We start from the raw sequence: 17,444 nt of genomic DNA, 5'->3' as shown, positions 1-17,444 counted from the left end.
CCGTATTCGAAACCTAACTTTTTTTCACAAACCACTATTACGACTGCTACGCGGCCACCAATTGAATACATCGTCGTATCAGCATGGTCGGACAAGCAGTCATCAGGAGTTGTGGCTTGAGTAACACTTGTACTGTCCTCGATCAATAATTGGATGTGAGCCTCTCTTCTTTTATGATGCTTTTCAGGATTTTTTAAAAAAAACTGTTCCTTTGGGGTGTTTTTACTGTTATCAGCGCTTTCTGGGTAGATCTATGAAATGATAACGACAGACTCAAATTCTCTACAGCTAGCACTTATCAGTTCTCTTGGTTTTCTTAATGGAGTTATAATATCCCCGAAGATATTTCTGTCAAATTTGTTGGATTTATTGTGGGCTATTTGAATTGGGTTGAAAATGGGGACGAAAGATAAGCAATGTGGGGCGCTAATTATTTCGCGTTCTGTCCTGTGGTCACCCGGTAGTCACACCCCACCCAAATACGCCTTCCTCACTTCCTGATTGCCCAGCAGCTCCTCGCCGCTGCCGCTCAGCCGGATCTGCCCGTTAACCATCACATACCCGCGATCGGAAAGTTTCAGCGCATGGTGCGCATTCTGCTCCACCAGAAAAATGGTCATGCCATTACGGGCCAGCTCGCGCAGCGTCTGGAAGATCTGCTTCACCACGATCGGCGCTAAGCCCAGGCTCGGTTCATCCAGCAGCAGCAGCTTCGGACGGCTCATCAGCGCCCGGGCGATAGCCAGCATCTGCTGTTCCCCGCCGGACATGGTCATCGCACGTTGCTTACGCCGCTCCTTGAGGCGAGGGAACAGCTCGAACATGGTTTGCATATCTTCAGCCGCATACCGGTTACCGATGGGGATGGTCCCCATCAGCAGGTTCTCTTCAACGGTCATCTCCGGGAAGACGCGCCGGCCTTCAGGCGCCTGCGCAATGCCGCCGGAGGCGACGTAGTGGGTGGATTTATGGCTGATATCCTCACCACTGAAAAGGATCTGCCCGTTGCGGATACGGGGCTGGCCAAAGATGGACATCAGCAATGTCGATTTCCCCGCGCCGTTTGCGCCAATCAGCGCCACGGTTTCACCTTTATGGACCTCCAGCGAAACTTGTTTCAACGCCTGAATCACGCCGTAGAACACGTCCACCTCGCGAAATGCCAGCAGCGGTTCGCTCATAGGATCACCTCGCTTTCATCCGTGCCCAGGTAGGCGGCAATGACCTTTTCATCATGCTGGATCTGCTCGGGTTTTCCTCTGGCAATCACATCGCCGTGGTCAAGCACGATAATGTCGTCCGAAATCTCCATCACCATCCCCATATCATGCTCAATCAGTAATACCGTGATGTCATGCCTATCCCGCAGAAAGCGAATAATGCTGCTGAGCTTATGCGTTTCGACCGGGTTAAGCCCGGCGGCGGGTTCATCCAGGCAGATCATCTCGGGCCCGGTACACATTGCCCGCGCGATCTCCAGACGCCGCTGCTGGCCGTACGACATCTCTCCCGCCAGGCGATTGGCGAACTCCACCAGGTCCACCACTTCCAGCCAGTAGAAGGCTCTGTCCAGGGCGTCGCTCTCCGCCTGCCGGTATGCCGGCGTGTTTAAAATCCCGGCGAGCAGATTGCGGTTAACGCGCATATGCTGCGCGACCAACAGGTTTTCCACGACCGACATCTCGCGGAAAAGACGAATGTTCTGGAAGGTGCGCGCCAGCCCGGCGCGATTCACTAGGTGCGTTCCGCCAAACATTTTGTAGAACAGGCGCTGCCCGAGCTGCGCGGGGTTAATCCAGTCGCCCGGCTGGAATTTTTGTCCGAGGACCTGAATAACGTTGGTCGTTTTTGTGCGGGTATTAAATAAAATGCTGCCGCCGGAGGCCTTATAGAAGCCCGTCAGGCAGTTAAACACGGTTGTTTTTCCCGCCCCGTTTGGCCCGATGAGGGCGGTAATGGAGCCGCGCTGCACGTCCAGGTTGACGTCGTTTAGCGCCTTAATCCCGCCGAAGTGCATCATCAGATGTTCAACGCGCAATATCGTTTCGTTCATGGCGCCACGCCCTTACGCACGGCAAACCCGCTGCGGTTAATGCGGATCAAACCGCGCGGACGCCAGATCATCATCACCACCATCAGCATGCCAAACAGCAGGACGCGGTACTCAGCAAAACTGCGCAGCAGCTCCGGCGTGACCGTGAGCACAAAGGCGGCCAGCACTACGCCCAGCGTCGAGCCCATACCCCCCAGCACGACGATGGCGAGAATCAGCGCCGATTCGAAGAACGTGAATGAGGTCGGGTTCACGAACCCCTGGTAGGTCGCGAAGAATACCCCGGCAATGCCCGCGGTCGACGCGCCCAGCGTAAAGGCTGAGAGCTTAACCAGCACATGATTTAACCCCATTGAGCGACAGGCAATTTCGTCTTCCCGCAGGGCTTCCCACGCACGGCCAATCGGCATCCGCGTCAGGCGGTGCTTAATGTAGAGCACCAGCATTACTACCAGAAACAGCACCGTATAGATAAAGATGAACTTCATGTTCGGGTTGTAGGTCAGGTGGAAAAATTCGTGGAAGGGCACGCCACCTTCCCTGGCGCGTCGTCCAAACTCCAGACCGAAAAAGGTGGGAGGAGGGGCCGAGACGCCATTGGGGCCGCCGGTGAAGGTCAGCCAGTTGTTCAGTACCAGGCGAATGATCTCCCCGAATCCGAGGGTGACGATGGCCAGATAGTCACCGTGCATGCGCAGCACAGGGAAACCGAGCAGGGCGCCTGCGGCGGCGGCCATGATCGCCGCCAGCGGCAGCATGCTCCAGAAGCCTAAGCCGAGATACTGGTATCCCAGCGCCAGACCGTACGCCCCGATCGCGTAGAACGCAACGTACCCCAGGTCCAGCAGGCCGGCCAGCCCCACGACGATGTTCAGCCCCAGGCCAAGAAGCACGTAGATCAGCCCGAGAATAGCGACGGTCAGCACATATTTAGTGGCGACAAACGGAAAGCAAACCGCAAGAGCAATCACCAGAGGAATAATCCAGCGCATGCGGCTTTTGTATTCCGGAGGCCGTACATACACGCCCGCGCTATCGGCCTCAAAGCGAGCCTGAAAGCGGGCTCCCGCGGCGGTACCTAAAAAGGCGCTCAACAGAAAACGCCCCAGCATCACAATGCCAACCATCCAGGCCAGCCGCTGTCCGGCGAAGTTAAAGCTGTACCCGTCCAGCACCACGCCCGCAATGGGGCCGAAGATAATCAGCGCAATCAGCCCGGAAAAAATCGCGTCGAGAATGCAGCGTTTAAGAGAAAAACCGTGCGATGTCATCATTCTCTCCCTCACACTTTGGCCACAATCGGGCGCCCAAGCAGTCCCTGGGGACGGAAAATCAGGATCATGACCAGCAGGCCAAATGAGAAGACATCTTTATAGTCCGAGTTCACCATGCCGGAGAACTGGGCTTCCGCGACGCCGAGGATAAGGCCACCCAGCATGGCGCCGGGGAGGGATCCGATGCCGCCGAGCACTGCCGCAGTAAAGGCCTTAATGCCAATCACAAACCCGACGTAGAAATCAAAGGTGCCGTAATTCATGGTGATGAGCACGCCCGCCAGGCCTGCCATCGCCGCGCCGATAATAAAAACCAGCGAAATAATCCGGTCGGTGTTAATGCCCAGAATGGAGGCCATCTTCCGATCCTGCTGTACCGCGCGGCACATCCGCCCCAGCCGGGTGTGGTTGATTATCCAGGTAAGGATCAGCATGCCGGCAAACGAGGCGACCAGAATAAACACTTTGGTGTAGGTTATCTGCACGAACCCGTCGCCAAAATGCAGGCGAATCACGCCGTCGAGCATGGTCGGCACCCCTTGCTGGCGCGGTCCCTGGCTCAGTTGGGCATAGTTTTGCAGGATAAGCGACATCCCGATGGCGGAGATAAGCGGCGCCAGTCGCGTGGAGTTGCGCAGCGGCTTGTAGGCGATACGCTCGATAGTCCAGCCGTACACGCCGGTTACCGCGATGGTGAACACCAGCGTACCCAGAATAAGCAGGGGGAATGACTCAAGCCCGAAGAAAGAGAGCAGCGCCAGGCCAATGGCGCAGAGATAGGCGGAAATCATATACACTTCGCCGTGGGCGAAATTGATCATGCCGATAATGCCGTACACCATGGTGTAGCCGATGGCGATCAGGCCGTAGACGGAGCCCAGCGTTAAGCCATTGATTAACTGTTGCAGGAAGAATGTACTCATTTTAGCGCGCTCGTTTTATAGGCTGCGCGAGCCGCGCAGCCTGATGTTTATTACGCGCCGACGGGCAGGCCCGCCGACGTTGAGCGTGACTCCGTCCCGTTACTCGACTTCCTTATATTTTCCCTTGTCGTCCCACTGGTAAACCACGTAGTCAGACACTTTCAGATCGCCTTTGTTGTCCCAGGCTTTTTTGCCCATCACCGTGTCGACGGAATTGGCCTTTAGCCACTCGCTGGCTTTGGCAGAGTCCTTGCCGCCGGTGGCCTTGAAGGCCGCGGCAATGGCCTGTACGGAAGCATAGGAGTAGAGGGTGTAACCTTCCGGCTCGAATTTACCGGCGCGGAATTTCTCGATAACTGCTTTACCGTCCGGGATCAGGCGCGGATCTTTACCGAAGGTCATATAAATGCCGTTGGTGTATTGCGGGCCGCCCGCCGCAGTCACCATCTCTTCGTTAACAATGCAGTCGCCGGAGAAGAATTTCGCCTGCACGCCCTGTTCACGCATCTGGCGAACCAGCGGGCCGGCTTCCGGGTGACAGCCGCCGAAGAACACCACGTCCGGTTTTTGGGCACCGATCTTCGTCACCAGCGCGTTAAAATCTTTTTCACCGCGGGATAACCCCTCATACATCACATCCTTGACCCCGCGTTTCGCCAGCGCCGCTTTGGTAGCGTCTGCCAGCCCCTGTCCATAGGTGTCTTTATCGTGAATGATGACCACGCGTTTGGCTTTCAGCTTGTCGATGATGAAGTCGCTGGCCACCTGGCCCTGCTGGTCGTCGCGGCCGCACATGCGGAACATGTCGCTCATGCCGCGCTCGGTGATCAGCGGATTGGTCGAGCCGGGAGTAATCGCGATGATGCCGGCGTCGCTATACACCTCAGAGGCGGGCATGGTGGAAGAGGAGCAGAAATGGCCGACCACGGCATTGACCTTATCCTGGTCGACTAAGCGGTTGGCGACGGCCACGGCCTGCTTAGGCTCGCAGGCATCATCCCCCTGAACCAGTTTGATCTTCTCACCGTTAATCCCGCCTGCAGCATTAATGTCTTCTGCGGCCTGCGTAGCGCCGTGCCAGTACTGATCGCCATAGGTGGCATTCGGTCCGGTGAACGGCCCGGCCACGCCAATCACAATATCTGCCCGGGCGGAAAACGCCGTCACCAGGCAACCGGCCAACACAAGAGAAAGGGGAGTTCTGATAAATTTCAGCGACATTATTATGTTCCTTAGCAAAGAGGTTTTTGCACCACGGCGTAAGCCTGAACGCCCAGGGCGCAGCCAATCCAAAAACACGAGCAAGAACAAAATGCACTAAACGAACGGCATCCTGCGTGATACGGCGAGGTTTCCATGCGCAGCGTCGCGCGAAGAACAGCAAGCAAAAACGTTGCCAGAATGGTTAACCCCTTGACGGGGATATGACATCTTTGAGTATAGAGTGCCGCGTTATCCCGCCCTGGGGCAGCAGAAGAAATTACAGCGGAGATCACACATCGTTAACAATAAAGCCCATAAGTTGTGCAACGGTCACGATTTGCACGCTTTTGCAGCAATAAAGACCTAAACTTCAGCCAGGGCAGGCGTGCGATCTGTGGTAGGATCCTTTCCTTTTTATCAGGAGTGTCCGCGATGACGGAAGGTCCATTAAATGAAAGCGAAATGGCGTGGCTGGAAGAGACGTTAATGTCTTACGGTCATGACGATGCGTCCGTGATTGACGTATCCGAACTGGACGGCATGTTTACCGCAGTGCTTTCCGGCCCTGTTGTCGTTGAGCCAGATGCCTGGCTGGTGGCGGTGTGGGGCGGGGAGAAATACATTCCGCGCTGGAAAAACGATCGTGAGATGAACCGTTTTATCGATCTCTGCTTTAAGCATATGAACGACATTGCCGAGCGCCTGAGCGAGTACCCGGATCAGTTTGAGCCGATGTTCGGCTATAACGACGTTGACGGGGAGAGTTACACCGTGGTCGAAGAGTGGTGCTATGGCTACATGCGCGGCGTGGCGCTGACGGACTGGTCAGCCTTGCCGGAATCCCTGAAGGCCGACCTCGAGGTGATTGCCCTGCACGGAACGGAAGAGAACAGCGAGAAGCTGGATGAACTGTCCGAAGAGGAGTATATCGCCAGCATCGAGCGCATCCAGCCTGCGGCCCTGCGCTTATACAACTACTGGGTGGAGAATCCGCAGCAGCCGGAAGCGAAGAAGCCTGTCGTGAACGGCACGAAGGTGGGGCGTAACGATCCGTGTCCTTGCGGCAGCGGGAAGAAGTTTAAGAGCTGCTGCCTGCACTGATAAAAAAGGGGCTGATGATAGCCCCTTTTATATTTAACCCACTTCCGGCAGCATCCCCGCTGCAATCAACACCTGCACCAGAATAATCATCACCCCGCAGCTAAACACAACGCACAACAGCGGTTTCCCGCCTGCCACGCGGTATCCCTGTTGAGGATGCTGCTGACGGCTTTTCCACGCCAGCAGGGAAGGGAGCAGCAGGGCCAGGACAGAGAGCGCCACTCCCGCGTAGCCCAGCGCCATCACAAACCCGCGCGGGTAAAACAGCGCAAAGGCCAGCGGCGGCAGGAAGGTAATGGCGCCGGTTTGCAACCGCCCGACGGCGGTATTGCGGCGCTGGAACAGGTCGGCAAGGTAATCAAACAGGCCGAGCGCCACGCCCAGGAATGAGGTCGCCAGTGCCAGGTCGGCAAACAGGTGCACCGCCAGCTCCACGTGCGGCGAGGTGACTACCTCGCGCAGGGACAACAGAAAACCGTTCAGGCCAGCATGCTGCGCCATCAGCCCGACGAAGGTTGAAGAGTCAATGCTGCCCAGCGTCACCAGCTGCCAGAAAATGTAGGCGATCAGCGGAATGGCGCTGCCGATGACAAAGACGCGGCGCAGCTTGCGAATATCACCGTTCATATAGCTGACGATGCTTGGCACGCTGCCGTGGAAGCCAAACGAGGTGAAAATAACCGGGATAGCGGAAAGCGCCAGACCTTTTTCCAGCGGCAGCGTCAGGAGGTTCACCTTGTGCACGTGCGGCGCCAGCAGCACCAGCATGACAACCAGAAACAGAATTTTAGCGCTGAAGAGAAAGCGGTTAAACAGATCGACCAGCGAGGTTCCCACGCAGACCACGCCCCCGCCGATGAGCGCAAAGAAGATGGCTCCCGTGGCAGGGGTAATGTCTGAGCCAAACCAGTCATTGACGCTGGAGGCGATGAGCTCTCCGGCACCGCTAATATAGGCGGCGGTCAGGGCATACATCAGGAACATCATGCTAAAGCCGGTGATCCACTGGCCGTAGCGTCCCAGGTAGCGCGCCGCAAGCGAACCCAGTCCGGTATCGGCGGGGACATGCTGGTATACCTCAAGCAGCAGCAGTGCGGTGTAGCACATTAATGCCCAGAGCGTGCCAAGCAGCAGCAGGGTCATTCCAAATCCCACGCCTGCTGCGGCCAGGGGCATTGCCAGCATTCCTGCGCCAATCGTCGTTCCGGCGACGATAAAAATACTTCCCAGGGTTCTGTTTTTCACGCTTTCCTCTACAACGATGGTGAATCGCGACAAATTCTGCGGCGCAGAGTAAGGGAAAAGCGGTAATTCGTCAAATCACCGTTACAAGTCGTGTAATGATTATTTTACACCCGGCTAACCCTCCGATCCTTTATGGGGTGATGCCTACTTCATAAGGGCAATATTACGGCGCGAAATTCAGGCGTAACGTAAACACCTTGTACAAATAATAAAATAAAGTGAGGGTTTTTATGGCGGGGGAGAATCTATTTACCGCGGCATGGAGCCGGGGAGGCAATCTGTTATGCCACGGTCACTGGATTATCAGCTGGCAGAATCAGCCCCTGACGCTGCCGGAGTCCCGACGCGAAAAAGACATGGGCACGTGGGCAATTTATTCGATTATCGATCCCGAGGATGAGGCGTTCGCCCAGGGACTACAGGAAGATGAGTGGATTATTGAGAACGTCGACTGGCTAACCGACCTGTTTTTCGAGGCGGGTATTCCGCTGGAGACGGCGAATTACCGCAATTTTTACCAGGCCGTGAATCCTCACGACTGGCGCTGCACCAGCTGCGCGGGGTGTATGTAAATTAACGCGGCGCCGGAAACCGGCGCCGCGCTGATATTAATTCTGCGTATCGAGAGTCGAAAGTTCTTTATCAATAAAGTAAAGTCCTTCGCCGGATTTACCCACCAGCGATAATTTATCCAGCACCGATTTAAACAGCTTCTCTTCTTCGTGCTGTTCAGCGACGTACCACTGCAGGAAATTAAAGGTTGGATAATCCTGGCCGATCATTGCCGCATGAACCAGTTCGTTAATTTTCTGAGTGATCAGCTGTTCGTGCTCATAGGTGGCGCGGAACAGTTCGTCGAGAGAATTGTACTCGGCAAAAGGCGATGCCACGTTCTCGATGCGCGGCAGGCTACCCGTATCGGTCAGATAATCGAACAGGCGCTGCATGTGGGTCATCTCTTCCTGAGCGTGACGACGCAGAAACGCTGCCGCCCCTTCGAAGCTGTGATAGCTGCACCAGGCGCTCATCTGCTGGTAGAGAAGGGATGAATAGAGCTCAAGGTTCATTTGCGCATTGAGCTTGTCGATCATTTCAGTTTTCAGCATGGTGGCGCTCCGGATTATTATTACGGGTTCATAATGAGCGACACTATAATTTGTTATTTAATTATTTGCAAAAAGTAAAATTAAATATTTATTAGTTCAAAATACGAATGGGAATAAAACGCATTGGCGATATTTATCTTTATTAATGCGAATTATTTTTGTTCTTAGTTAAATAAAGCGCCAGCACGCGCTGGCAGCTTTGATTAATACCAGGGGTTATTTGACTTAGGGTTAACGGCATACCCCATGCATTTATACTGAATGGTCACGCTCTCGTTCAGGCACAAAGAGCCGCTTGTCAGGGTACAGGTTTTGACGGGCTGTCCGTAGGCGGAGGCGGTGGCATACCCCATGTTCTGGCAGGCTTTTACCGCGGTTCCGTTATTAACATATTCGTCGGACCAGGCGTTTTGCAGCACTGCCTGGCCGTAGTCGAGGCGGACAATGCCGTTCGGGGCATCGAGGCTGCTGATTTCCGCCTGACGGTTAACGCTGCACCCTGCGAGCAGCAGGATAGCGCCGGCTACGATGACTCTTTTCATGGTTCGCTCTGAGTGGATGGAAATACGTTATCGTACCCGCAGATGCCCGCCGCAATCCCCCGAATAGCCGGACAATCTCTCTTCTCTCTTTGCAACGGACGACGTGAGGCGCTTTTGTCACAGATCTGTGAGCGCGCATTTATTTTTTTAAAACTATATTTCATTTACTTTGAAAGTGCGTTTGTTTGATAGTAGGGTAAATTATGAAAAGGTATCCATAGCGGGTTCGCCCGCAGCGCATCCCGGAGAGAGAGATAATGAAAATTGCACTGATGATGGAAAACAGCCAGGCGGCCAAAAACGCGGTGATACTGAAAGAGCTGAAAACGGTAGCTGATGAAAAAGGGTTTCCGGTATATAACGTCGGTATGAGCGACGAAAACGATCATCACCTGACCTACATCCACCTGGGCATTATGGCGAGTATTTTGCTGAATGCGAAAGCGGTAGATTTCGTGGTCACCGGATGCGGCACCGGGCAGGGGGCGCTGATGTCGTTAAACATCCACCCTGGCGTGATTTGCGGCTACTGCATCGATCCCGCAGACGCTTTCCTCTTTGCGCAAATCAACAACGGCAATGCGCTTTCGCTGCCGTTTGCCAAAGGTTTTGGCTGGGGGGCGGAGCTGAACGTTCGCTTTATCTTTGAAAAAGCATTCACCGGCCGCAAAGGGGAGGGTTATCCGCCAGAGCGTAAAGAGCCGCAGGTGCGTAACGCCGGTATTCTGAACCAGGTGAAAGCGGCCGTAGTGAAAGATAACTATCTGGACTCGCTGCGCGCCATCGATCCTGAGCTGGTAAAGACCGCTGTTTCCGGCCCGCGTTTCCAGCAGTGCTTCTTCGAAAATTGCCAGGATAAGGCGATCGAAGATTTTGTTCGCGGTATCGTGGGTTAACGATCTCTTCGAGAGTTAAATTGTGATGCGCATCACAAAAATATTGATTTTTGTGACCGTGGTCATATTATAGGCACATTGACGACAGCGTTGTATAACACGTTAATGGAGCATCACAATGAAACTGCGCAAAATCCTGAAAAGTATGTGGGCCAACTACTGCCGCACCTTTAAAGACGTGCCGCCAGGCGCCATGTTCTGACAGAAAAACCTGCTTCGGCGGGTTTTTTTATGTCTTGCGGCGATGAAGGGAAGATGTCAGGGGCCACGTTTTGATACTATGGCGGCCTTTGAATAAGGAGAAAGCCCCATGTCACAAAACCTGAGCGCCGATCAGGAACTGGTATCTGACGTTGTCGCCTGTCAGCTGGTTATCAAGCAAATTCTTGATGTTATGGACGTTATTGCGCCGGTTGAAGTGCGCGAGAAGATGTCCACTCAGCTGAAAAATATCGATTTTGCCAGCCATCCTGCTGCTGCCGATCCGGTTACGCTTCGCGCGATCCAGAAAGCCATCGCGCTCATAGAGCTGCGCTTCACGCCGCAGGGCGAGTCTCATTAAACCTGCGCACGGGCGACCGCGCGTGTCGCCCGTTGATGCGGTTAAAAGAAGGTTTGCACCAGCAGGTAGCTCGCCGCGCAGGCGCAGCTTACGCCAATTAACCCTGGCAGAATAAAGCTATGGTTAATAATGAACTTGCCGATGCGGGTCGTCCCCGAGCGGTCAAAGCCGATGCAGGCTAAATCGCTGGGGTAGGTCGGCAGGACAAAATAGCCGTATGACGCCGGAAAGAAGGCGATCAGCATTTTCGGATCGATGCCCAGCATCAACCCCATCGGCGCCACGGCCGTCAGGGCCGCGGCCTGGCTGTTCACCAGCTTCGACACCAGGAAAAGCACGATGGCATACGTCCACGGATGGCTTTTCACAACGCCTTCCAGCGCCAGCTTTAACTCGTCGAGATGCGCCTGGAAAAAGGTATCACTCATCCACGCCACCCCGAACACCGAGAAGATCGCCACCATGCCGGCCTTGAATACCGCGCCGTTTGAGATAGCGGAGGCATTGACCTTGCAGACCATCAGCATCACGGCCCCGGCAATGAGCATCATCATCTGAATGACAAGGTTCATCGACAGAGCCGTCATTTTGCCTTTCAGCTCGAAGGCGGGGCGCAGTTCAGGGAAGGCCCCGAGCAGAACCACCACCGCAATACCGGCAAAGAAAATCCATGTCGACCAGTAGGCCTGCTTCGGAAAACGCTGGTTCATCAACGTCTCCGTGCCGCCATAGATAAACTCGCGCTGCCTGGGATCTTTTAGTTTTTCCTGAAACTCGATGTCGTCAGCCAAATCTTTCCCGCGGCGTAAACTCCACAGGGCCGCAATTGTCACCCCGAAAAGTGAAGCGGGAACCGACACGGCGAGAATTTCCAGGATCCCCCAGGCGTGACCTATCCCATGCTGCGCGGCCAGGATGGAGACCAGCGACACGACGGCGACGGAAACCGGAGACGCGGTGATCGCCATCTGAGATGCCACCGATGCCACCGCCATTGGGCGTTCCGGTCGGATCCCTTTTTTAAGCGCGATATCCGCAATGATGGGAAACATGGTATAGACCACGTGCCCTGTGCCGCACAGAAAGGTCAGCATCCAGGTGGTAAAAGGGGCAAGTAGCGTGATGTGCTGTGGGTGTTTGCGCAGCAGGCGTTCAGCAAACTGCATCATGACGTTAAGGCCACCCGCCGTCTGCAGGGTGGCGGCGCAGCCAATCACCGCAAGAATGGTTAACATGACGTCAACCGGCGGCTTGCCGGGCTGAAGTCCAAAGACAAAACACAAAATAAAAAGGCCAATCCCGCTGATTAACCCAAGCCCCATGCCGCCGAAACGTGTACCCGTCAGCAGGCAGAGGAGAATGACAACAAACTCAATAGTGATCATGCTGCTCCCTCGTCAATGATTATGTAATTAAATAAATCATTACATTTTGTAAGGCTAATCATTGGGAGCGAGATCTGATTTGTTAAAATTCAGCAAAAGCAGAGGGTTGGTGAAAGGGGAGGGGAACCTGCCCCCCAGAATCAGGGAAAGGGCAGGTTAAAACGCTTAGTGATGCTGCACCGCCACCAGGTCGAGCAGGTGGCGGTCGGCCTGTTCCGGGCATAAACCTGCCTGTCGGGCATTATGGATCTCATCCACCAGCGTTTTCAGCAGCATACCGTCCTGCTGCTGTTCTTTGTCCATATCGCGTAAAAATTTAAGGGTGGTAATGTCATGCTGTGCTCTGGCTTCATCGGCCAGCCTGTTGAGCGTCGTGCAGCGTTGCTCATGCTCTTCCAGCGTTTTCTGAAACAGTTCTTCCAGAGAAGAGTAATTTTCGTTGATCCCATCGAGGGCTTTAACTACCGGGTTAGCCCCTGCGGCCTTCAGGAAGTTAAAGACGCGCATCATATGGGTGACGTTGCTTTGTGCCTGTGAGCGAAAGAACGTGGCAGAGCCCGTGAGGCTTTTCTCAGAACACCATGCGCTTAAGTGAAGGTGCAGATTCGAGGCGTAGAACTCAAGGTTCATCTGCGCGTTAAGTTTTTGCATCATCGTTTGGGTAGCCATACTCATATCCTTATAGACTGTGGGACGTGATGTCCGCTGCTTAACCTGACAGCCAGGCAAATGCGAAGAAAAACAGAAATGCAATTTCTGCAGTAACTGAAGTCGATCGAAAATTCACTTCCTGTGTTCGATATAAATAAGCATACCTTTGTCTTATGATTAAGAAAACTCTTAATTAGGCTGTGTTTACCATACATTACAAAGTTTAATATAGTACAAAAATACAAATATATAGCCACCAAATGAAAATTAATTAAGTTATTGATATTAAAAGGTAAGTGTCTTTTTGGTTGTACTGATTTATGTTCGTGAATATTTAGCCGGAATAATGCTCTGTAAAAAAAATAAATACAGATTATTCATTTCAAATATATGATGCGTTACTAAATTTGCGCTAAATCAATTTTTAAGGAATAACGCCTTTTTATGCCTCTTTCGCTTTTTTGATAAAAAGCATGGTTCCCTCGTCAGGCGATAGCCGCAGCGCCACCCCCGTAAGGCATCAGGGATTTCTTAGCTAATCTTATGGATTATTCTGCTGACCTCCCTTTCATTTGTCTGACAATTCATGCCATTTTTATGTCATTTTTCGCTGAATTTATGTACGCAATTACTGTAATTCTGCGGTGTGATGGGGCTCTCTTATGGATGATTAATTTCCCGCTAAAACTATCACCAGCAATAACGCTTATGACGAGGTAAGCGCTAATGCCTTGTTTTAAGTCCGATTAAATAAGAAGCACGCAAATCTTCCCTACAGAAAAGAATGCTAAAGCTGGAGTTTACCATGCACAAATTTACTAAAGCGCTGGCGGCCATCGGTCTGGCTGCCGTTATGTCACAATCCGCTATCGCTGAGAATTTAAAACTCGGTTTTTTGGTAAAACAGCCGGAAGAACCCTGGTTCCAGACCGAGTGGAAATTCGCTGATAAAGCCGGAAAAGATTTAGGTTTTGAGGTGATTAAAATCGCCGTGCCGGACGGTGAGAAAACGCTGAACGCCATCGACAGCCTGGCGGCCAGCGGCGCGAAAGGCTTTGTTATCTGTACCCCGGATCCCAAACTTGGGTCAGCAATTGCGGCAAAAGCCCGCGGTTACGACATGAAGGTTATTGCGGTTGACGATCAGTTCGTTAACGCCAAAGGCAAACCCATGGACAGCGTTCCACTGGTCATGATGGCGGCGACCAAAATCGGTGAACGTCAGGGGCAGGAACTTTATAAGGAGATGCAGAAACGCGGCTGGGATGTGAAAGAGACCGCCGTCATGGCTATCACCGCGGACGAGCTGGACACGGCGCGTCGCCGTACGACCGGTTCAATGGACGCGTTGAAAGCGGCCGGCTTCCCGGAAAAACAGATCTACAAAGTGCCTACCAAATCTAACGACATCCCGGGTGCCTTTGATGCCGCGAACTCCATGCTGGTCCAGCACCCGGAAGTGAAACACTGGCTGGTGGTCGGCATGAACGATAACACCGTGCTGGGCGGCGTGCGCGCGACGGAAGGCCAGGGCTTCAAAGCGCCAGACGTCATTGGGATCGGCATCAACGGCGTGGATGCGGTGAGCGAGCTGTCCAAAGCGCAGGCCACCGGCTTCTACGGCTCTCTGCTGCCAAGCCCGGACGTCCATGGCTACAAATCCAGCGAAATGCTCTACAACTGGGTAACCAAAGGGGCAGAACCGCCGAAATTTACAGAAGTGACCGACGTGGTGCTGATTACCCGCGACAACTTCAAAGAGGAACTGGCGAAAAAAGGACTGGGCGGTAAGTAATACGCTGTGATTGTGCCCCTTACTCGCCGTAAGGGGCCAGACGTACACACTACAGGAATCACGGAGTCGTTATGCAACAGTCTAATCCGTATCTCTCTTTTCGCGGCATCGGGAAAACGTTTCCCGGTGTTAACGCGCTGACCGATATCAGCTTCGACTGCTATGCCGGCCAGGTTCATGCCCTGATGGGGGAAAACGGAGCGGGGAAATCCACGCTGCTAAAAATCCTCAGCGGCAACTACGCGCCAACAACCGGCACGCTGGCCATTCGCGGCGAAGAGGTGGCCTTCGCCGATACCACGGCGGCGCTCAACGCTGGTGTCGCCATTATCTATCAGGAATTGCACCTCATCCCTGAGATGACCGTGGCTGAAAACATCTATTTAGGGCAGCTTCCGCACAAAAGCGGCGTGGTGAATCGTTCGCTACTTAATTATGAAGCGGGGCTGCAGCTTAAACACCTGGGTCTGGACGTCGATCCCCAGACGCCGCTGAAATACCTCTCCATCGGCCAGTGGCAGATGGTTGAAATTGCAAAGGCGCTGGCGCGTAACGCCAGAATTATTGCCTTTGATGAACCCACCAGTTCGCTCTCCGCGCGTGAAATCGAAAACCTGTTCCGCGTGATCCGCGAGCTGCGTCAGGAAGGCCGCACCATTTTGTATGTCTCGCACCGCATGGAGGAGATTTTTGCCCTGAGCGATGCCATCACCGTATTTAAAGATGGGCGTTATGTGCGCACCTTTACCGATATGCAGCAGGTTAACCATGATCAGCTCGTTCAGGCGATGGTCGGGCGCGATCTGGGCGATATTTATCACTGGAAACCGCGCGAGTACGGTCCTGAACGCCTGCGCCTGGACAACGTCAAAGCGCCAGGCGTGCGAACGCCGGTTTCGTTATCCGTTCGCAGCGGTGAGATCGTCGGGCTGTTTGGTCTGGTGGGGGCCGGGCGCAGCGAGCTGATGAAAGGACTGTTCGGCGGTACCCGCATTACCGCAGGCCAGGTCTCCATTGACGGCGAGCCGGTGGATATTCAGAAACCTGCCCATGCAATCAGGGCCGGAATGATGCTCTGCCCTGAAGACCGCAAGGCGGAGGGGATCATTCCAGTGCATTCGGTGCGCGACAACATCAACATTTCTGCCCGCCGTAAGTTTATCCGCGCGGGCTGCCTGATAAACGACGGCTGGGAGTCGAGCAACGCCGACCACCATATTCGCTCGCTGAACATCAAAACCCCCGGCCCGGAACAGCTGATTATGAATCTCTCAGGAGGGAACCAGCAGAAGGCCATTTTGGGCCGCTGGCTGTCGGAAGATATGAAGGTCATTTTGCTGGACGAGCCGACGCGCGGTATTGATGTGGGCGCAAAACACGAGATTTACAACGTGATCTATGAACTGGCAAAACGCGGCGTGGCGGTGCTGTTCGCCTCCAGCGATCTGCCTGAGGTGCTTGGCGTTGCCGACCGCATTGTGGTGATGCGGGAAGGTGAAATCGCCGGTGAATTACTTCATGAACAGGCGAATGAACAACAGGCGTTGAACCTCGCCATGCCTAAAGTCAGCCAGGCAGTCGCCTGAGTAAGGAGTTAATGATGTCCTCTGTTACTACATCCGGAGCGCCGAAGTCGGCATTCAGTTTTGGCCGTATCTGGGATCAGTACGGCATGCTGGTGGTCTTTGCCGCACTCTTCATCGCCTGTGCGATCTTCGTGCCTAATTTTGCCACCTTTATTAATATGAAAGGGCTGGGGCTGGCTATTTCCATGTCCGGCATGGTGGCCTGCGGTATGCTCTTCTGTCTGGCCTCCGGTGATTTCGACCTGTCGGTAGCCTCGGTTATCGCCTGTGCGGGCGTCACCACGGCGGTGGTGATCAACATGACGGAAAGCCTGTGGATTGGCGTTTTTGCCGGTCTGTTGCTCGGCGTCATCAGCGGTCTGGTGAACGGTTTTGTTATCGCACGCCTGAAGATTAACGCCCTGATCACCACGCTTGCGACGATGCAGATAGTGCGCGGTCTGGCCTATATCATCTCCGACGGCAAAGCGGTGGGGATTGAAGACGAGCGCTTCTTTACGCTGGGCTATGCTAACTGGCTGGGCCTGCCGGCGCCTATCTGGCTCACCGTGGCCTGCCTGATCCTGTTCGGCTTCCTGCTGAACCGCACCACCTTTGGTCGTAACACGCTGGCGATCGGCGGTAATGAAGAAGCGGCGCGTCTGGCAGGGGTGCCAGTCGTACGAACCAAGATTATTATCTTTGTGCTCTCGGGACTGGTCTCCGCCGCTGCCGGGATTATTCTGGCCTCGCGTATGACCAGCGGACAGCCTATGACCTCTATTGGTTATGAGCTGATCGTCATTTCAGCCTGCGTTTTAGGGGGCGTTTCCCTCAAAGGCGGCATCGGAAAAATCTCATATGTGGTGGCCGGTATCCTGATTTTGGGCACGGTGGAGAACGCCATGAACCTGCTGAATATTTCGCCGTTCTCTCAGTACGTCGTGCGTGGCCTGATCCTGCTGGCAGCCGTGATTTTCGACCGTTACAAGCAAAAAGCGAAGCGTACCGTGTAACTCCAGCGCTGACTTTTTATTGCTCAACTAATAACCATAGTTGACCCCTGAACCGCCTCGCCAGTTTTGCTGGCGGGGCGGTTGTCAAATGGCGAGGCCCATCACACTGTCTATACTTACATGGCTA

The 17,444-nt window shown here is 54.1% G+C and carries 18 protein-coding genes; 8 read left to right on the top strand and 10 right to left on the bottom strand.

What is annotated here, in order from left to right:
• Nucleotides 1–464 precede the first annotated feature (464 nt).
• The 5 genes from V1603_RS17655 to V1603_RS17635 form a co-directional block, all read right to left on the bottom strand.
• The gene (locus V1603_RS17655; RefSeq protein ID WP_395313023.1) at nt 465–1,181 is read right to left on the bottom strand and encodes an ABC transporter ATP-binding protein; all 717 of its coding nucleotides are present in this window, start codon (nt 1,179–1,181) and stop codon (nt 465–467) included.
• On the bottom strand, nt 1,178–2,053 hold the full coding sequence (locus tag V1603_RS17650; RefSeq protein WP_163329844.1) for an ATP-binding cassette domain-containing protein: 876 nt from the start codon (nt 2,051–2,053) through the stop codon (nt 1,178–1,180). The genes V1603_RS17655 and V1603_RS17650 overlap by 4 nt, the downstream gene beginning before the upstream one ends.
• Nucleotides 2,050–3,324 carry a high-affinity branched-chain amino acid ABC transporter permease LivM gene (gene livM, locus V1603_RS17645; RefSeq protein WP_116339013.1) on the bottom strand — a complete coding sequence of 425 codons (1,275 nt, stop codon included), beginning with the start codon at nt 3,322–3,324 and terminating at the stop codon, nt 2,050–2,052. The genes V1603_RS17650 and livM overlap by 4 nt, the downstream gene beginning before the upstream one ends.
• Before the next feature lie 11 nt (nt 3,325–3,335).
• Nucleotides 3,336–4,250: a branched-chain amino acid ABC transporter permease LivH gene (locus tag V1603_RS17640; protein WP_395313022.1), complete on the bottom strand. Its 915-nt coding sequence runs from the start codon at nt 4,248–4,250 to the stop codon at nt 3,336–3,338.
• 99 nt (nt 4,251–4,349) lie between these two features.
• Complete coding sequence (locus tag V1603_RS17635; protein ID WP_116339017.1) at nt 4,350–5,471, bottom strand: branched-chain amino acid ABC transporter substrate-binding protein; 1,122 nt, start codon at nt 5,469–5,471, stop codon at nt 4,350–4,352.
• 414 nt (nt 5,472–5,885) lie between these two features.
• On the opposite strand from V1603_RS17635, the gene V1603_RS17630 reads away from it, so the two are divergent.
• On the top strand, nt 5,886–6,554 hold the full coding sequence (locus V1603_RS17630; RefSeq protein ID WP_163329846.1) for a YecA family protein: 669 nt from the start codon (nt 5,886–5,888) through the stop codon (nt 6,552–6,554).
• A gap of 33 nt (nt 6,555–6,587) precedes the next feature.
• Here the strand turns inward: V1603_RS17630 and tyrP are convergent, their stop codons facing one another.
• Nucleotides 6,588–7,799, bottom strand: a complete 1,212-nt coding sequence (tyrP, locus tag V1603_RS17625) for a tyrosine transporter TyrP (RefSeq protein WP_116339021.1) — start codon at nt 7,797–7,799, stop codon at nt 6,588–6,590.
• Between the two features lie 230 nt (nt 7,800–8,029).
• Between tyrP and V1603_RS17620 the strand changes: the two genes are divergently transcribed.
• Complete coding sequence (locus V1603_RS17620; RefSeq protein ID WP_163329848.1) at nt 8,030–8,371, top strand: hypothetical protein; 342 nt, start codon at nt 8,030–8,032, stop codon at nt 8,369–8,371.
• 36 nt (nt 8,372–8,407) lie between these two features.
• Here the strand turns inward: V1603_RS17620 and ftnA are convergent, their stop codons facing one another.
• Entirely contained in the window at nt 8,408–8,905 is a 498-nt protein-coding gene (gene ftnA / locus V1603_RS17615) for a non-heme ferritin (protein WP_028013664.1), read from the bottom strand.
• 203 nt (nt 8,906–9,108) lie between these two features.
• The gene (gene yecR / locus V1603_RS17610) at nt 9,109–9,447 is read right to left on the bottom strand and encodes a YecR family lipoprotein (protein ID WP_116339025.1); all 339 of its coding nucleotides are present in this window, start codon (nt 9,445–9,447) and stop codon (nt 9,109–9,111) included.
• Between the two features lie 257 nt (nt 9,448–9,704).
• On the opposite strand from yecR, the gene V1603_RS17605 reads away from it, so the two are divergent.
• From V1603_RS17605 to V1603_RS17595, 3 genes are all read left to right on the top strand, one after another.
• Nucleotides 9,705–10,343, top strand: a complete 639-nt coding sequence (locus V1603_RS17605) for an RpiB/LacA/LacB family sugar-phosphate isomerase (RefSeq protein ID WP_116339027.1) — start codon at nt 9,705–9,707, stop codon at nt 10,341–10,343.
• 118 nt (nt 10,344–10,461) lie between these two features.
• Entirely contained in the window at nt 10,462–10,545 is an 84-nt protein-coding gene (azuC, locus tag V1603_RS17600) for a stress response protein AzuC (protein WP_014884364.1), read from the top strand.
• Nucleotides 10,546–10,653: 108 nt separating this feature from the next.
• On the top strand, nt 10,654–10,905 hold the full coding sequence (locus V1603_RS17595) for a DUF2766 family protein (RefSeq protein WP_395313021.1): 252 nt from the start codon (nt 10,654–10,656) through the stop codon (nt 10,903–10,905).
• A 41-nt stretch (nt 10,906–10,946) separates the two neighbouring features.
• On the opposite strand, the gene V1603_RS17590 is transcribed toward V1603_RS17595, so the two are convergent.
• Both V1603_RS17590 and V1603_RS17585 read right to left on the bottom strand, forming a co-directional pair.
• Complete coding sequence (locus V1603_RS17590; protein ID WP_395313020.1) at nt 10,947–12,290, bottom strand: anaerobic C4-dicarboxylate transporter; 1,344 nt, start codon at nt 12,288–12,290, stop codon at nt 10,947–10,949.
• Between the two features lie 165 nt (nt 12,291–12,455).
• Nucleotides 12,456–12,959: a non-heme ferritin-like protein gene (locus V1603_RS17585; RefSeq protein WP_116339031.1), complete on the bottom strand. Its 504-nt coding sequence runs from the start codon at nt 12,957–12,959 to the stop codon at nt 12,456–12,458.
• A gap of 787 nt (nt 12,960–13,746) precedes the next feature.
• Between V1603_RS17585 and araF the strand changes: the two genes are divergently transcribed.
• The 3 genes from araF to araH all read left to right on the top strand — a co-directional run bounded on the left by araF (nt 13,747) and on the right by araH (nt 17,317).
• On the top strand, nt 13,747–14,736 hold the full coding sequence (gene araF, locus V1603_RS17580; RefSeq protein ID WP_008500409.1) for an arabinose ABC transporter substrate-binding protein AraF: 990 nt from the start codon (nt 13,747–13,749) through the stop codon (nt 14,734–14,736).
• 71 nt (nt 14,737–14,807) lie between these two features.
• A complete protein-coding gene (gene araG / locus V1603_RS17575) occupies nt 14,808–16,322 on the top strand; it encodes an L-arabinose ABC transporter ATP-binding protein AraG (protein WP_163329849.1) in 1,515 nt (504 codons plus the stop codon).
• A gap of 14 nt (nt 16,323–16,336) precedes the next feature.
• Nucleotides 16,337–17,317 (top strand): arabinose ABC transporter permease AraH, encoded by a 981-nt coding sequence (araH, locus tag V1603_RS17570; protein WP_032644894.1) that lies wholly within the window; start codon nt 16,337–16,339, stop codon nt 17,315–17,317.
• Nucleotides 17,318–17,444: the final 127 nt, after the last annotated feature.

Origin of the sequence: Enterobacter sp. ECC-219 (assembly GCF_043966805.1) — a bacterium.
GTDB lineage: Bacteria > Pseudomonadota > Gammaproteobacteria > Enterobacterales > Enterobacteriaceae > Enterobacter > Enterobacter cloacae_N.
This window is presented reverse-complemented; position numbering and strand designations above follow the sequence as displayed.

What these genes read in the sequence shown, in the direction of transcription:
- V1603_RS17655 (WP_395313023.1), bottom strand. Translation starts at nt 1,181, where the DNA reads ATGAGCGAACCGCTGCTGGCATTTCGCGAGGTGGACGTGTTCTACGGC.
- V1603_RS17650 (WP_163329844.1), bottom strand. Translation starts at nt 2,053, where the DNA reads ATGAACGAAACGATATTGCGCGTTGAACATCTGATGATGCACTTCGGC.
- livM (WP_116339013.1), bottom strand. Translation starts at nt 3,324, where the DNA reads ATGACATCGCACGGTTTTTCTCTTAAACGCTGCATTCTCGACGCGATT.
- V1603_RS17640 (WP_395313022.1), bottom strand. Translation starts at nt 4,250, where the DNA reads ATGAGTACATTCTTCCTGCAACAGTTAATCAATGGCTTAACGCTGGGC.
- V1603_RS17635 (WP_116339017.1), bottom strand. Translation starts at nt 5,471, where the DNA reads ATGTCGCTGAAATTTATCAGAACTCCCCTTTCTCTTGTGTTGGCCGGT.
- V1603_RS17630 (WP_163329846.1), top strand. Translation starts at nt 5,886, where the DNA reads ATGACGGAAGGTCCATTAAATGAAAGCGAAATGGCGTGGCTGGAAGAG.
- V1603_RS17620 (WP_163329848.1), top strand. Translation starts at nt 8,030, where the DNA reads ATGGCGGGGGAGAATCTATTTACCGCGGCATGGAGCCGGGGAGGCAAT.
- ftnA (WP_028013664.1), bottom strand. Translation starts at nt 8,905, where the DNA reads ATGCTGAAAACTGAAATGATCGACAAGCTCAATGCGCAAATGAACCTT.
- yecR (WP_116339025.1), bottom strand. Translation starts at nt 9,447, where the DNA reads ATGAAAAGAGTCATCGTAGCCGGCGCTATCCTGCTGCTCGCAGGGTGC.
- V1603_RS17605 (WP_116339027.1), top strand. Translation starts at nt 9,705, where the DNA reads ATGAAAATTGCACTGATGATGGAAAACAGCCAGGCGGCCAAAAACGCG.
- azuC (WP_014884364.1), top strand. Translation starts at nt 10,462, where the DNA reads ATGAAACTGCGCAAAATCCTGAAAAGTATGTGGGCCAACTACTGCCGC.
- V1603_RS17595 (WP_395313021.1), top strand. Translation starts at nt 10,654, where the DNA reads ATGTCACAAAACCTGAGCGCCGATCAGGAACTGGTATCTGACGTTGTC.
- V1603_RS17590 (WP_395313020.1), bottom strand. Translation starts at nt 12,290, where the DNA reads ATGATCACTATTGAGTTTGTTGTCATTCTCCTCTGCCTGCTGACGGGT.
- V1603_RS17585 (WP_116339031.1), bottom strand. Translation starts at nt 12,959, where the DNA reads ATGGCTACCCAAACGATGATGCAAAAACTTAACGCGCAGATGAACCTT.
- araF (WP_008500409.1), top strand. Translation starts at nt 13,747, where the DNA reads ATGCACAAATTTACTAAAGCGCTGGCGGCCATCGGTCTGGCTGCCGTT.
- araG (WP_163329849.1), top strand. Translation starts at nt 14,808, where the DNA reads ATGCAACAGTCTAATCCGTATCTCTCTTTTCGCGGCATCGGGAAAACG.
- araH (WP_032644894.1), top strand. Translation starts at nt 16,337, where the DNA reads ATGTCCTCTGTTACTACATCCGGAGCGCCGAAGTCGGCATTCAGTTTT.